General features: G+C 53.9%; 12 protein-coding genes. 9 read left to right on the top strand and 3 right to left on the bottom strand.

Annotated elements, in window-relative coordinates; genetic code table 11:
- Positions 1 to 14 precede the first annotated feature (14 nt).
- The 9 genes from ABIE64_RS07415 (at position 15) to rfbC (ending at position 9996) form a co-directional block, all read left to right on the top strand.
- Positions 15 to 797, top strand: a complete 783-nt coding sequence (locus ABIE64_RS07415; RefSeq protein WP_007089963.1) for a hypothetical protein — start codon at positions 15 to 17, stop codon at positions 795 to 797.
- Positions 798 to 808: 11 nt separating this feature from the next.
- Positions 809 to 964: a hypothetical protein gene (locus ABIE64_RS07410; RefSeq protein WP_354377018.1), complete on the top strand. Its 156-nt coding sequence runs from the start codon at positions 809 to 811 to the stop codon at positions 962 to 964.
- On the top strand, positions 957 to 3149 hold the full coding sequence (locus ABIE64_RS07405) for a glycosyltransferase family 2 protein (RefSeq protein WP_354377017.1): 2193 nt from the start codon (positions 957 to 959) through the stop codon (positions 3147 to 3149). Before ABIE64_RS07410 ends, ABIE64_RS07405 begins: the two co-directional genes overlap by 8 nt.
- Positions 3136 to 4458: a glycosyltransferase family 4 protein gene (locus ABIE64_RS07400; protein ID WP_007089961.1), complete on the top strand. Its 1323-nt coding sequence runs from the start codon at positions 3136 to 3138 to the stop codon at positions 4456 to 4458. Before ABIE64_RS07405 ends, ABIE64_RS07400 begins: the two co-directional genes overlap by 14 nt.
- 36 nt (positions 4459 to 4494) lie before the next feature.
- The gene (locus ABIE64_RS07395) at positions 4495 to 5685 is read left to right on the top strand and encodes a polysaccharide pyruvyl transferase family protein (RefSeq protein ID WP_007089960.1); all 1191 of its coding nucleotides are present in this window, start codon (positions 4495 to 4497) and stop codon (positions 5683 to 5685) included.
- 101 nt (positions 5686 to 5786) lie between these two features.
- The gene (gene galE, locus ABIE64_RS07390) at positions 5787 to 6785 is read left to right on the top strand and encodes a UDP-glucose 4-epimerase GalE (protein ID WP_007089959.1); all 999 of its coding nucleotides are present in this window, start codon (positions 5787 to 5789) and stop codon (positions 6783 to 6785) included.
- Between the two features lie 145 nt (positions 6786 to 6930).
- Positions 6931 to 8085, top strand: coding sequence for a polysaccharide pyruvyl transferase family protein (locus ABIE64_RS07385; protein ID WP_007089958.1), 1155 nt, complete (start codon positions 6931 to 6933; stop codon positions 8083 to 8085).
- A gap of 84 nt (positions 8086 to 8169) precedes the next feature.
- Complete coding sequence (locus tag ABIE64_RS07380; protein ID WP_354377016.1) at positions 8170 to 9360, top strand: hypothetical protein; 1191 nt, start codon at positions 8170 to 8172, stop codon at positions 9358 to 9360.
- 12 nt (positions 9361 to 9372) lie between these two features.
- Positions 9373 to 9996 (top strand): dTDP-4-dehydrorhamnose 3,5-epimerase, encoded by a 624-nt coding sequence (rfbC, locus tag ABIE64_RS07375; RefSeq protein ID WP_071241298.1) that lies wholly within the window; start codon positions 9373 to 9375, stop codon positions 9994 to 9996.
- On the opposite strand, the gene ABIE64_RS07370 is transcribed toward rfbC, so the two are convergent.
- From ABIE64_RS07370 to ABIE64_RS07360, 3 genes are all read right to left on the bottom strand, one after another.
- Positions 9975 to 11105 carry an HD-GYP domain-containing protein gene (locus ABIE64_RS07370; protein WP_007089955.1) on the bottom strand — a complete coding sequence of 377 codons (1131 nt, stop codon included), beginning with the start codon at positions 11103 to 11105 and terminating at the stop codon, positions 9975 to 9977. The genes rfbC and ABIE64_RS07370 overlap by 22 nt on opposite strands.
- Positions 11106 to 11202: 97 nt before the next feature.
- Positions 11203 to 12222, bottom strand: coding sequence for a quaternary amine ABC transporter ATP-binding protein (locus ABIE64_RS07365; RefSeq protein WP_354377015.1), 1020 nt, complete (start codon positions 12220 to 12222; stop codon positions 11203 to 11205).
- Entirely contained in the window at positions 12219 to 13085 is an 867-nt protein-coding gene (locus tag ABIE64_RS07360) for an ABC transporter permease (RefSeq protein ID WP_007089953.1), read from the bottom strand. Before ABIE64_RS07360 ends, ABIE64_RS07365 begins: the two co-directional genes overlap by 4 nt.
- Between the last annotated feature and the right edge of the window lie 52 nt (positions 13086 to 13137).

Below are 13137 nucleotides of genomic sequence, written 5' to 3'. Positions count from 1 at the left end.
AAAAGGAGGCATTCATGGCGATTGCCCAGAAAGACCTATCAGAGACATCTGCAAAGCCCGTTGCCAATGATGCGGCAAAAAACGATGCCGAGCAGGCGATCCCGACAATCGAGGGACGCGTTGATGCGATTGACCGTCAACGGTTGTTTGGCTGGGTCTGGTGTCCGGAACGCCCGGATGCGCGCATCGAAGTTATCGTTCGTCTGAACGGGCATACCTTGTTGCGTATGAAGGCCGAAAACGAGCGTGTCGACCTGCGCCGTAATGGCATAGGCGACGGTGCCCACGCATTCGAGGTGGAGCTCCCCGAAGCCGCCTTGGCAAGTGTTGAAAATGTTAGCGTTTTCGCGATTGCGCCTGAAACCGGCGATCAGATCGAGTTGCGCATTCCGTCGCAAAGCGAACAGCAGGCGCAATCGGCCGTCAACGCGCCGCTTTCGAAAATTCTGGACCGGCTTGATCGTTTGCTGGCGGCTCAGCACATTTTACAAAATGGTCAGCGTGAAGCCGCCAAGCGCCTTGTTGATGCATCCAAGCGCATGGATGAACTGGCGTCCGCCGATGACGGGATCGAGGCCGGTGTGAAGCTTGTTCGTACCGGGCAGGACGAACTGACCCGTCGTGTTGAGGAACTCGAAGTTTTCCTGGTTCGCTTCGACAAGTCACTTGGCGGATTTGACGAACGTCTTTCCGTATTGACTGAGCGGCATCGCAACGATCTGAAAACGCCGCTTTTGGTGCTGTCCTGCCTGATTGGTGTGACGGTCGGACTTTCCATCGGCGCAATGGTTTGGTGAGGCAGGGCGTCATGACAAAGGCCACCAATCATCGCGAATTGCTCGAAAGTAGCGGCAGCGCGGATTTTTCGGCGCTGTCATTTGTAATGATGTTGCCGTTCGGTCTGGCTGAACTGTTTTTCAATTCACAATCACAAGAAATGACAAGGAGGGCAGGGCATGACTGAACCGTCTGGAATGCCGCTGGACGGCAGGACCGTTGTGGCCGCTTTGGTCGATGACGGGCTTGCGCTTATGGCGGGTGTCGGTGCTGCGATGCCCGCGACAATCGATGTATTCCTGAACGGTCAATCTGATGCCAAGGTTCAGGCATCAATCATCAGCTGGCGTCGTGCCGATGGCCCACCCGAGGCTGCTTTTGGTTTTGTCGCACTTCTGCCGATGCAGAATGTATCGCAACGCCGATTGAAAACGGCCCTGTTCAAGGCACCGGGACAGCCCGGCGAATATCGGATTGAAAGCCGCTCGCAGGGACTTGAATCCATTCTATCTGCTGTGGCCGAGCAATCCGGGTCGGCTTTTGCAACCGTGATTGACGGCGTTATCGAAGCGCTTCTGGCTGGCAACCCGAACAAGAAGCGTTTGCGCACTGTGGCTGCCCTTGTCCGGATTGCTGCACGAAGCAACGGCTTTATCGAAGTTCTGGGCGGTCTGGAAGAAGGCGATATTTACATTCAGGGCTGGTCGAGCAATTTCCCGACCGGCCGCACCCGCGTGATCGCGATAGACGAAGGCCCGGTTCTTGCCGAACTGACCAGTGCTGAATTTCAACGCGATGATCTTGGTGAACATGCATCGGGCGTTACCGGGCTTATGGCTGGCGACACCAGGATCAATCCGAGCAAGTTGCAGCGCGTTTATTTCCGTGGTCGTGATGGCTGGTTCTCGATTGAGGTTTATCAGCAGCGCGTGCTGGTTGCCTTGCAAGACGTGCCTGCACATATCCGTTCTGTTCTGGATCGGGTAAAGGCGCCCGATAACATCCTTGCGCAAATCCGGATGGCGGCCCATCGCTTCGATGGTCGCGATACTGTTTCCGAACTGGATCGTCCGGTGCGGATCGGGATCGACTTTTCGCTGGTGATAGAAGGAAGTGGCATTCTGGTATCGGGCTGGATGCTTGACCCGGATCGCGCGGTTGAAACCGTCATGTTGCGCGTTGGCGGTGAAGCGGTTCGGATTGATGATCGCTGGACCCGGCAGTCACGGCCGGACGTTACCAATGCATTTCTGAACGATCCGATGTTTTCGGGGCTTAACCCGGCACGCAACAGCCATGGTTTTCTGGTGTTCTGTCCGCTGGAAGATACACCGTCATCCGATCAGCCGGTTTATCTGGAACTGGCCATATCCGACGCGTTCCCGGCCTATTGCCCGCTAAATCCTACCCGTGCGTCGGCGCGACAGGCATTGTCGCGGGTTCTGCCGTCCCTTGATCCGCGTTCGGTTACGGCATCAAACAGTATCGAACGACAGTTTGGCCCAATGTTGCAGAACATGACGGCGCAAAACCCGTTTGCCATCGATACCCATGATATCGGCAATTTCAATGAAGACGCGCCAGTTGCCCTGATCGTTGGTGTTGACGACACGATTAGCGATATCGGTGTGACTATTGCCTTGCTTGGCCTTGATGAGGTCACGCGCCATCTGCCGATTGTGATAGCAGGCCCCGCCGAAAGTTTTGATCAGGTCGGCAGCGACATGATGAGGCTGGCGGCCTTTTATAAACTTAATGTCCGCATCGTTTTTGCCGAGGGCGTCGAGGATTTCTGCGACGCGCTTGAGGTTGGCGTTGCTGCAACGAATTCCGAAACAATCGCGTTGGTGTCAGCACACATCCTGCCACACGACACAGGCTGGTTCGAGCCATTGCTGGCGGCTTATCGCAAACGCGGCAGCAAATGCGTCGTCTGTCCGACGATCCTGTTTGAAGATGATTCCGTCCGTTGGGCAGGCACCTGGATCGAGGGCGATGTCGACGGACAGTATTTGTCGGATCGTTATGTCGGTTATCCGCGTGCCGTTCTGGCCGATGCCGAACCGACCGAAGTCAGTGCCGGAACCCCGGAATGCTGCGTCATGCCGCGCAAGGCATTCGAAGACATAAACGGTTTTACCCGTGGCTATATTGGCCCGTCGGAAAAGGGGCTCGACCTTGCGCTGAAACTGCGCATGGGCGGAACGGCGTCATGGTGGATTCCGGAAATCGAAGTCCTGGGGAGCGAACAATCGATAACAAGCGCCCCCGCTTGGGAGGAACTTTCGCATCGTCTTGACCGCTGGGCGTTTGATCGCCGCTGGTCATTGGTCGTCTCAAATTTGCGGAGCCACAATCATGCCGTCGACTGACCTGCGTGTCCTCATCATTTCTCACGGACATCCCAGCATGTCGCTGGGCGGGGCCGAAGTGGCCTCCTACAACCTGCATAAAGGCTTGAACGAACTGGACGGGGTGGAAAGCTTCTATCTGGCCCGTGTCGGTCATCCGGTGCCGCGTCACGGTGCGTCTGCACTGATGAGCTTGCGCCAGAAAGATAACGAAATCCTGTATCATGCAGAAAACTATGATCATTTTCTGCTGTCGAACGGGAATACTGACGAAATTGATCGCGATCTGTTGCGCTTTGTGCGCGATTATGAGCCGGATGTTGTGCATTTTCACCACTATCTCGGCCTCGGTTTGGAAACGATCTATGCGATCCGCGAAGCCCTGCCGGATGCGGCGATCTTCTTTACCTTCCACGAATTCCTGACGATCTGTCACAACCATGGACAGATGGTAAAAAGCGGCGGGACGAAGCTTTGCAACCGGGCAAGCCCCATCGAATGTAACGGCTGTTTCCAGAACATCTCGCCGGCATCCTTCCTGCGTCGTGAACGGTTCATCAAGGCGATGCTTAATCTGGCCGATCATTATGTGTCGCCCAGCGATTTTTTGGCGGACCGGTTTGTCGACTGGGGATTGGATCGTGACAAGATGTCGGTGATCGAAAACGGTCTGGACGTCAAGGAGGCGGCAAATACCCGGGCACTTTCCAAGGCGCAACCACGCCGGTCGCGTTTCGCGTTCTTTGGTCAACTGACCATGTTCAAGGGTGCTGATATCCTGCTTGATGCGGTGGGCCGTGTGCCTGATGACATCTGGGGGGATGATGCCCGGATGATGATCTTTGGCGGCAACCTTGAACGACAACCCATTGAATATCAGGAAAAAGTTCACGACCTGATCGAAAAGGCCGGTGAACGTGTCCGGTTCTATGGCGCTTATCAGAACAGCGAAATGCCTAAACTGATGGAGCTTGCCGACTGGACGATCATTCCGTCGATCTGGTGGGAAAATTCACCGATCGTCATTCAGGAAGCCTTCTTCCATGGGCGTCCGATGATCTGTTCCAACATCGGTGGCATGGCCGAAAAAATTACTGATGGCGTCAATGGTCTGCATTTCCGTGTCGGCAGTGCCGAAGACCTTGCCGACCGTCTTGTAGATGCCCTTACCGACAATAAAATCTGGGATCGGATGCGTGAGGGGATTCCTCGCCCGCCGACCTATATCGATTGCGCCGAGCAACATCTCGCGCAGTACCGGGAGGTTCTCGAGACCCGCCCGATGTCTGTGACTCCTGTGTCGCAGCACTCCGTCGCCAGCACGGCATAACGATAATCAGAAGTCACCTAGCCAAGGAGAAATACTATGGCGCGCGTTCTCGTAATGATTCCATCGGGCGAAGTCTACGACCATGATTGTGTCCGCTGGTACAATTATCAGGATATTCAACGTAGTATCGACCACTATCACAATATTGGTGATGCGTTCGTATACGATTCATCACTGAAATTGATGAATTATGACAAGCTCGGCGTTCTGCCGATTGCAGAGCCCAAAATGGAAGATATTGATCGTCTGCGTGAAGAATACGATTACGTCTTCCTGCGTGGGTCGAACTATATCCATTCTGACATGGATTGGCGCAATACCATCGAAGTCCTCGAGCGGCTGCGCTTGCCTGTTCTGGGTTTTGGTATCGGTGCGCAGGCTCCGGTCAAGGGCAAGCTGGAATTATCCGACCAGACCAAACGCGTCTTGCGGATGATGGCCGATTCCACGACTTCAATCGGTGTGCGCGGGGCTTACACTGCCCAGGTTCTTTGGGATCTGGGAATTACCAATGTTCGCATTGTCGGGTGTCCGACGGCCTTCCGGTCCAATAATCCGGATATGCGCATCAAGCTCCCGTCGCTTGACGCTGTACGCAATGTCGGTATCACCCTGCGGCGCGAAGTTTCCCCAGCCTACGCACAGAACATTGAACGGTATCTGACTTTCCATCGCGATCTGGTCAAGGAACTGGCACATCGGTTCGATGACATCACCCTGATGGCCCAGGGCGAACCCGAAGAAAAGAAACTGGTTTTCGGGACCAATGCCCAGAAAGAAGAGGCAATGCAGGCCCTTAAAAACAACGATTGGGTCAAGAACTGGTATCTCGATCCGACGATGGAAAAGCTGTATCGCGAAAAGCTGTTCTATTCCGATGTCGTGGCCGATTACGAACATCTGGTCCGTACCAAGGATTGTGTTCTGGGCTATCGCCTGCACGGCAATCTGATGGCGTTGTCGAACGGTGTTCCATCGATCTATTTCACCTATGACAGCCGCACTGTGGAATTTGCCGAAACCTATCAGATTCCTTCCTATGACGTGTTCTCGAAAAAGGAATTCGTGCTTGAGGATTACTGGAATCAGGATCTGTTCGACAAATTCAATCGCGCCTGGTTCCAAACCTATCGCGAGATGGCAACGTTCCTGACGGAAAACAATATCGATCACAAGATGGTCGATGTGATGGCCCGAGACGCTCAGCCCGAGCGCAAGGTCGCCTGATTAAACCCGGTGCAGCCATTTCGCACCGTACTATCGGGCGGGATGGCTGTGCCACCACAAGCATGTCCGCAAACGGGCAGCGATAACAAGGAGACACGGCAATGACTGTACTTGTAACGGGTGGCGCAGGTTATATCGGTAGCCACGCAGCGCTTGCACTTCTGGATGCGGGGCGACATGTCGTCGTCCTCGATAACCTTAGTCAGGGGCACCGCTGGGCCGTTCCGGCCGGGGCTGCCTTTGTCGAAGGCGATTGTGGTGATTATGAGCTGGTTCGCAAACTCATCACCGATCACGATGTGACGGCAATCATGCATTTTGCGGGCTCGATCATCGTGCCGGAATCGGTCGTTTATCCGCTGGATTATTATTATAACAACACGGTCAATTCCCGTGCGCTTGCACAGGCCGCTGTTGATGCCGGTATCCGGCATTTCATCTTTTCCTCGACCGCAGGTGTTTATGGTGAACCGGCCAAAACCCCGATCCTTGAAGATTTCCCGTCAAAACCGATTTCGCCTTATGGCACGTCGAAAATGATGACGGAAAAGATGCTGGCCGATGCCTCGGTTGCCCATGACATGAATTATGTCGCATTGCGCTATTTCAATGTTGCCGGTGCCGATCCCAAAGGTCGGGCAGGGCAGACGTCACGCAAGGCGACCCATCTGATCAAGATCGCAAGCCAGGCTGCAACGGGTGTCCGCTCGCATCTGGAAATCTATGGCGAAGATTACGAAACCCCCGATGGCACCTGCATTCGCGATTACATCCATGTTTCCGATCTTGCCAATGCGCATGTTCTTGCATTGGAATATCTGGAAAATGGCGGCGAAAGCGACGTGATGAATTGTGGTTACGGTCGCGGTTTCTCCGTCAAGGAAGTGATTTCGGCGGTTAAGGAAGTATCAGGCGTTGATTTCCCGGTCAAACTGGCCGAACGCCGGCCGGGTGATCCCGCGGCGCTGATTGCCGGAGCAGACCGTGTTCGCGAAAAACTCGGTTGGGTGCCGAAACATGATGATCTTGAAATGATCGTGCGTCATGCCCTTGACTGGGAGGAAAGCCTGAAAAACCGTCAGGTGGTCGACGCCGCATAACACCCGAGCGCCAGAAAGGGAGGAAACGTCCATTACGAGCAAGCGGTTCAGAAGGATCAAAATGACCCGAACCGCCATAGCAGGAGTACCAGAAATGAGCCAGATAACCCCCTCAACTGGCCAGAGGCCCCGTATCGGCGTTCTCATGCCGGCAGGCAGAGTTGTCGAAAATGTCGGAGTGGTAACGCATACTTTTGGATCCCCGGAAAAAGCCACTCGGCTATTTACCAATATCGGTGACTGCTTCGTCTATGACTCATCCCTGAGAATTCTTGATTACGCTGAACTCTATCCTATTTATGCTTCGGCCAATGGCGATATTTCAGAAGCCCAGATCGAAAAAATCAACCAGCTTGATTATCTGTTTCTGCGCGGATCGAATTACATCCATACCAACGGTCAATGGGACCCGATCATTCGAGTGCTGGAGCGAACCAAAGTTCCGGTAATTGCATTTGGTATTGGTGTGCAAACACCTGACAATTCCGAAGACTACGTCAATGAGTCGACCAAGCGTTTCCTTCAAATCGTATCTCATCGGTCGGCAACGCTGGGTGTGCGCGGGAATCTCTCGAAAAAGGCGCTGAACTCGATCGGGATCAAGAATGTCCGCGTTTTTGGGTGTCCGACGGCGTTCCGCCACTGCAAACCGAAACTCAGTCTCCCCCGCATCAAGGCCAACGAAATTAAAAGGCTTGGTTTTACCCTAAGGCGCAAAACACATGGCTTTGGGACGCTGCAACGCTATTTGATGCGCACACTTGCGGAGAGATATCAGACCGAATTCCTGTGTGCGGGTGAACTGGAAGAAAAGGCCATTTTCTATGCCCGCTGCAACCAGATTGCCAACGCGGACGAAGTGATGGCAAAGGCCGTCAACCAGCTTATCAAGGAACGCTGGCTTTACGGTGAAAACGACCCGATCCTGCAACTGTATAAATCGTCACTGGCGGTTTTCGAAACGGTGGCAGATTTCGAGGAAGCAGAACGGCATCTTGATGCCGTAACCGGCTTCCGTCTGCATGGTAATCTTCTGGCGCTCGCCAACGAAGTGCCTGCGCTTTACATCACCTACGACACGCGAACTCGCGAATTTGTCAAAACGCTGGGCATTCCGCATGTCGACGGTCGCTATATCGACAAGTTTTCCTTCGAAGAAGCCTGGGATCAGGCAGATTTCGGCCATTTCGAGGAAACCTACCAGATGCGGTTTGGCGAACTTAAAACCTTCCTTGAAGAGAACGGCATGGCGCACCGCCTTGGTGCAACTCCGACCCCATACGTGGTCGAGGCGGCGTGATCAATGCTGCGCGGGCGTGGCCGGTTTTCCTAGTGCCGGTCATGCCTGTGTTTCTTTTCGTTTCAAACGGTAATGGATGGCGACGTGTTAACCAGATCGCATTTCCGCTACGCGGCAGTATTGATTGCGACCGTCTTTTCCGGTGGCGGCATACTTGCTTTCTCATCTCCGAATTCCTCGGCGCTTGAATTGACCGTCACGGGACCGGAAAAAGTCATTTTTGACAGTGACGTTGCGGGTTGTGATTCACATCATTTGCCCGATGCGCCAGCACGTGCCTTTCGCGATGACAAGGGGCGCATGATCCTGTTTGCGCCGAATTTTCAGAACCGGGCATTTGTCGGGTATGGTTTCGATAGCCTGAAACCCGATTGCGACAGCCGGTTTATGGCGGCAGGCAAGGCGCAGCCCGATCTTCTCGATGACCGCACCTGGATCCACGCCATTTACACCAATGATGGCAGAAACGTTTATGCACTGGGCAGTGCCAGCTTCATGCCGTATCGGCACGAAATGCCCTGCAAGGGACGGACAAAGCGGATTGATTGCTGGATCAACGGATTGGTAACGCTGAAATCGACCGATGGTGGCAAGACATTTGATTATCTGGGAAAACCGCCTCATCACGCACCCTTTCCGCCACCCGAACCTTATCGCGATGACCGCAAACGTGCGCCAAGCTACGTAACCGTGACCAACATCATCAATTGGCAGAATTATCTTTATGCCATTGTCTGGCGACGGGAAGAGGAATGGGAAAATTCGCGCAATTGTCTGGTCCGCGCCCCCGCCAATGACCCGTCAAGCTGGCAGGTTTGGGATGGCGAGGATTTCATCAACGCTGCCCGCCTGACTGAAAACGGATGGCATGTCAAACAGACTGATTGCGCCCGCGTTGGGCCAAGAGGCATTACCTCGATCCGGGGGCTGGTGCGACACGAAGGCACCAATAACTTTATTGCGATCTATCAGCACCGGCAACGCAACAAGGACGGTACAGATCGTCACGGAATCTTTTATTCGACGTCGGCAGATATGAAAAACTGGTCGGATCCGCAGTTCCTTCTGGATGAGGATCTGGACCCCGATGCCGGACCGGGGGATCCGTTTGCGGCCTATGCCACCATGATTGATGAAGACAGTCAGGATCGGCTTTTTAGCACTGTGGATGACGAGGCCAGCCTCGTGTTCGTGCGTTTGATCCCAAAGCCTCATAACGGGAAGTGGCGGGTGCCGCGACAGTTGGTACGTTTTCCCGTTTCCATCAGGAAGTAAAAGGATAAGGCCATGGAATTTGATCGTTTTGACATTGACGGGCCGGTGCTTTTTGTCCCCAACCGTCATCGTGACCCGCGTGGAACATTTGCCGAAACCTTCCGCGAGGATGAATTTCGTGCGGCAATTGGCGATGTAACACTCGTGCAGGAAAACCAGTCCATCAGCAAACCGATCAACACCATTCGTGGTTTGCATTACCAATCTGAACCCCATGTTCAGGGTAAGCTGGTCCGGGTGACAACGGGGGAGATCATGGATATCGCCGTTGATATCCGCCCGCATTCACCGACTTTCGGGCACCACATCAAGATCAAACTGTCGGCGGAAAACTGGTATCAGCTATGGATACCGCCGGGATTTGCCCATGGTTTCCGTACCATGCGGCCCGACACCACCGTGATTTACAAGGTGTCGGATTATTACAGCCCTGAAAATGACCGTGGGATCGCGTGGAATGACCCTGATCTTCAGATCGATTGGGAATTATTTGGTCAGCAGCCCGTACTATCGGAAAAAGACAGAGCGCAGCCCGCATTGATCGAACTGTTTTCAGTTGATGTTGCGCGTGCGGCGGCGGCGCATCATGCTCTTGCCGGGGATATCGGGCGTTATCACGCGTCGACGGGTGATTGATATAGCGGGGCCAGCGCAATCAGGCTTTCGTCCGGGATTTTATCGTTGATTGCGTTGATGTTCTTTTCAAGCGTCCTGCCCAGGGCGTGCACCAGGACCTTTTCCACTTTGCCGTCGTTGGCCATTTGCAAAAGGATGGATAAAGATTCTGTGACGCTGAAGGGTTCTTTGTAGGATCGCCGTTCAAGCAGCGCACCCATGATATCGCAAACGGTCAGAATACGGGTCAGATCGCGAATTTGGTCACCTGACAGGCCATCAGGGTAGCCAGTGCCGTTCAGGAATTCATGATGATGCAGGATGGCATCCAGAACGTCTTCGTCAATGCCGCCTTGCCGGGAAAGGAACCGGTAACCCGCCAAGGGATGGGTACGGATGACGTCAAACTCTTCGGGGGTTAATTTTCCCGGCTTATCAAGGATTGCAGCCGGGATATCGACCTTGCCGATATCATGCAGCAATCCGGCGATGGTCAGCTTTTCGATATCGCCGCGCCGCATTCCCATTGCAGTAGCAAACGAGCAGGCAAGACCGGTTACGATCAGGATGTGCTGGAAGGTTGTCTGGTGATATGCCCGCACCGTCGATAGCCATTCATTTACACCGACATCGCCAATGGTTTTTGCAACTTCCTCGCCGGTTGCCGCAACTTCGTCAAGGTCGACGGGCCTGTTTGCTCCGAACTGGGTGAAGGTTTTTTCAAGTGTCTTTGCTGCTGCGTTTATCGCTTTGGTCGCTGTCGGGGTAAATATGCCCTCCGCCTCGCGAATGTCTTCGATAATCTTTGCCAGCCCGACATCGTTTAACGGTTTGTGCGTTGTCTTGCGCGCGCCAAGAGTGGTCGCCTGCAATTCTTCCTGCAGGTTGCCTTTGGTGATCGCGAAAATCTGTTTGCAGCGGGCAGGAGCCGTTTTGCGAAACGCTGTCAGCTTGGTGATATTATCGGCCTTCGCAAGATCGATATCCAGAACGATGGTTTGCGCATCCAGCGGAATTTTATCAGCAATGGACGAGACCCGAATGTCAAAACCAAGCAGGGATACCGGCATCAAAGCCGTGCGGTCGCTTTCGCACACGACATGCAATATGTTTTGGGTTCCGGTGGTCAACGAAGTGCCATGAGACTGAATTCCTGCCCGATATTATCGCTTGTATTCGTATGAATATAAGATTTTATCAAGCAATTAGAAGCCTCTAATCAAAAAATTATGCGGCCAGTGCTGCAATCACCTGTTGTTTGCTTAAGATGCCGACCGTTTCTTGCCTGTCGTTAATCACGGCCATTGATCCCTCGGTCGCCAGTGCGACGGGCAGGATATCTTCAAGGCGCATGTCCCCGGCAATCCTGGGCCAACCCGCATTGACGTCGCTGCCATTTGCAACGGGCTGCATCAAGGTACGGGCACGCAGTACCCGTGATCTGTTCACATCGCGGGTGAAGGCACTTACATACGCATCAGCGGGCTGCATGATGATTTCTTCGGGTCGACCGACCTGAATGAGTTTGCCATCCTTCAGGATCGCAATCCGATCGCCCAGCTTAAGTGCCTCGTCCAGATCATGGGTAATGAACACGATGGTTTTATGAAGCTCGCCCTGAAGTTTCATCAACTCATCCTGCATGTCATTGCGGATGAGTGGATCAAGGGCTGAAAATGCCTCGTCCATCAGAAGGACTTCGGGATCGGTTGTTAAAGCACGGGCAAGGCCCACGCGCTGCTGCATGCCGCCTGAAAGCTGATCGGGGAATTTATCTTCGTATCCGGCAAGGCCGACCCGTTCGATCCAGTTGCGAGCCGCATCTTCGCGTGGTTTGCGATCAATCCCCTGAATTTCCAAACCATAGCCGACATTGTCGATCACACTGCGGTGGGGCAAAAGCCCGAAGCGCTGAAACACCATGCCAAGCCTTTTGCGCCGAAATGCATTCAATTCACTGATGCTCATGGCAAGGATATCAGTGCCGTCAAAAAGGACTTCGCCTGACGTCGGATCAATCAGGCGGTTCAGATGCCGGATCAGGGTTGATTTTCCTGACCCCGAAAGCCCCATAACCACAAATGTTTCACCCCGTTCGACAGAGAGTGATACATCATGCAGGCCGACCGTATGGCCGGTCTTGGCAAGGATTTCATCCTTATCGGCACCGTCTTGCGCCAGTTTAAGTGCTGTTTGCGGATCCGGGCCGAAGATTTTGAAAATATGGCGGATTTCAATATAACTCATGGCTTTTCCTCCGCCTTGTGGCTGCGTTGGGACCGTCTGCCATAAGCCTGACCGATCCGGTCAAACACAACCGCCAGAAGCACAATCGCAATACCGGCCTCCATACCCGCACCAACATCAAGGCGCTGGATGCCCATCAATACCTGTTCACCAAGGCCGCGCGCACCGATCATGGATGCAATCACCACCATCGAGATCGACATCATTGTCGTCTGATTGATCCCGGCCATGATGTTGGGTAGGGCGAGGGGGAGTTGCACTTTCCAGAGGATTTGCTTGCGGCTGGCTCCGAATGACCGGGATGCTTCAAGCACTTCGGCATCGACCAGCCTGATGCCCAGATCGGTCAGACGGATTACCGGCGGGGCCGCGTAAATCACAGTTGCAAGGATAGCTGGTACCTTGCCCAGACCAAACAGCATCAAAGCTGGAATCAGATACACAAAGCTTGGCATTGTCTGCATGGTGTCAAGGATCGGCAGCATCACGGCGCGCAGCCGGTTGGACATCGCCATCGCAATACCGACCGGAACGCCGATGATCACCGAAAGTGACGTTGCCACGATCATCAGGGCAAGGGTCTGCATCGCCTTGTCCCAAAGCCCCAGCGATCCGATGGCAATCATTGCGATTGCCAGTCCGGCGGCAATTTTCCAGTTGCGGCTGGCATGAAATCCGATGACCGCAACCGCGATCACCACGATCCACCAAGGCGTTCCGCGCAGGATTTGTTCAAGCCAGACCAAAATTGTCAGCAGGCTGTCGGCAAACGCTTCAAAAGCATCGCCATAATTCACCACCAGCCAGTCGACAAAGCGATTGACCCATTTGCCCAAGGGCACATTCAATTGTTCTGGAAACATCGTGCGCGTCCGGCCGGTTGTGTTCAGAAAACCAATGAACGTAGGAGCCTAG

Source organism: Thalassospira sp. MBR-102, from assembly GCF_040549275.1.
Taxonomy (GTDB): Bacteria; Pseudomonadota; Alphaproteobacteria; order Rhodospirillales; family Thalassospiraceae; genus Thalassospira; species Thalassospira xiamenensis.
The sequence above is the reverse complement of the archived record's forward strand: the minus strand, read 5'-3'. Positions and strand labels throughout refer to the sequence as shown.

Coding starts and splice junctions, on each gene's coding strand:
- ABIE64_RS07415 (WP_007089963.1), top strand. CDS start 15: ATGGCGATTGCCCAGAAAGACCTATCAGAGACATCTGCAAAGCCCGTT.
- ABIE64_RS07360 (WP_007089953.1), bottom strand. CDS start 13,085: ATGTTTCCAGAACAATTGAATGTGCCCTTGGGCAAATGGGTCAATCGC.
- ABIE64_RS07385 (WP_007089958.1), top strand. CDS start 6,931: ATGCCGGCAGGCAGAGTTGTCGAAAATGTCGGAGTGGTAACGCATACT.
- rfbC (WP_071241298.1), top strand. CDS start 9,373: ATGGAATTTGATCGTTTTGACATTGACGGGCCGGTGCTTTTTGTCCCC.
- ABIE64_RS07400 (WP_007089961.1), top strand. CDS start 3,136: ATGCCGTCGACTGACCTGCGTGTCCTCATCATTTCTCACGGACATCCC.
- ABIE64_RS07395 (WP_007089960.1), top strand. CDS start 4,495: ATGGCGCGCGTTCTCGTAATGATTCCATCGGGCGAAGTCTACGACCAT.
- ABIE64_RS07410 (WP_354377018.1), top strand. CDS start 809: ATGACAAAGGCCACCAATCATCGCGAATTGCTCGAAAGTAGCGGCAGC.
- galE (WP_007089959.1), top strand. CDS start 5,787: ATGACTGTACTTGTAACGGGTGGCGCAGGTTATATCGGTAGCCACGCA.
- ABIE64_RS07365 (WP_354377015.1), bottom strand. CDS start 12,222: ATGAGTTATATTGAAATCCGCCATATTTTCAAAATCTTCGGCCCGGAT.
- ABIE64_RS07405 (WP_354377017.1), top strand. CDS start 957: ATGACTGAACCGTCTGGAATGCCGCTGGACGGCAGGACCGTTGTGGCC.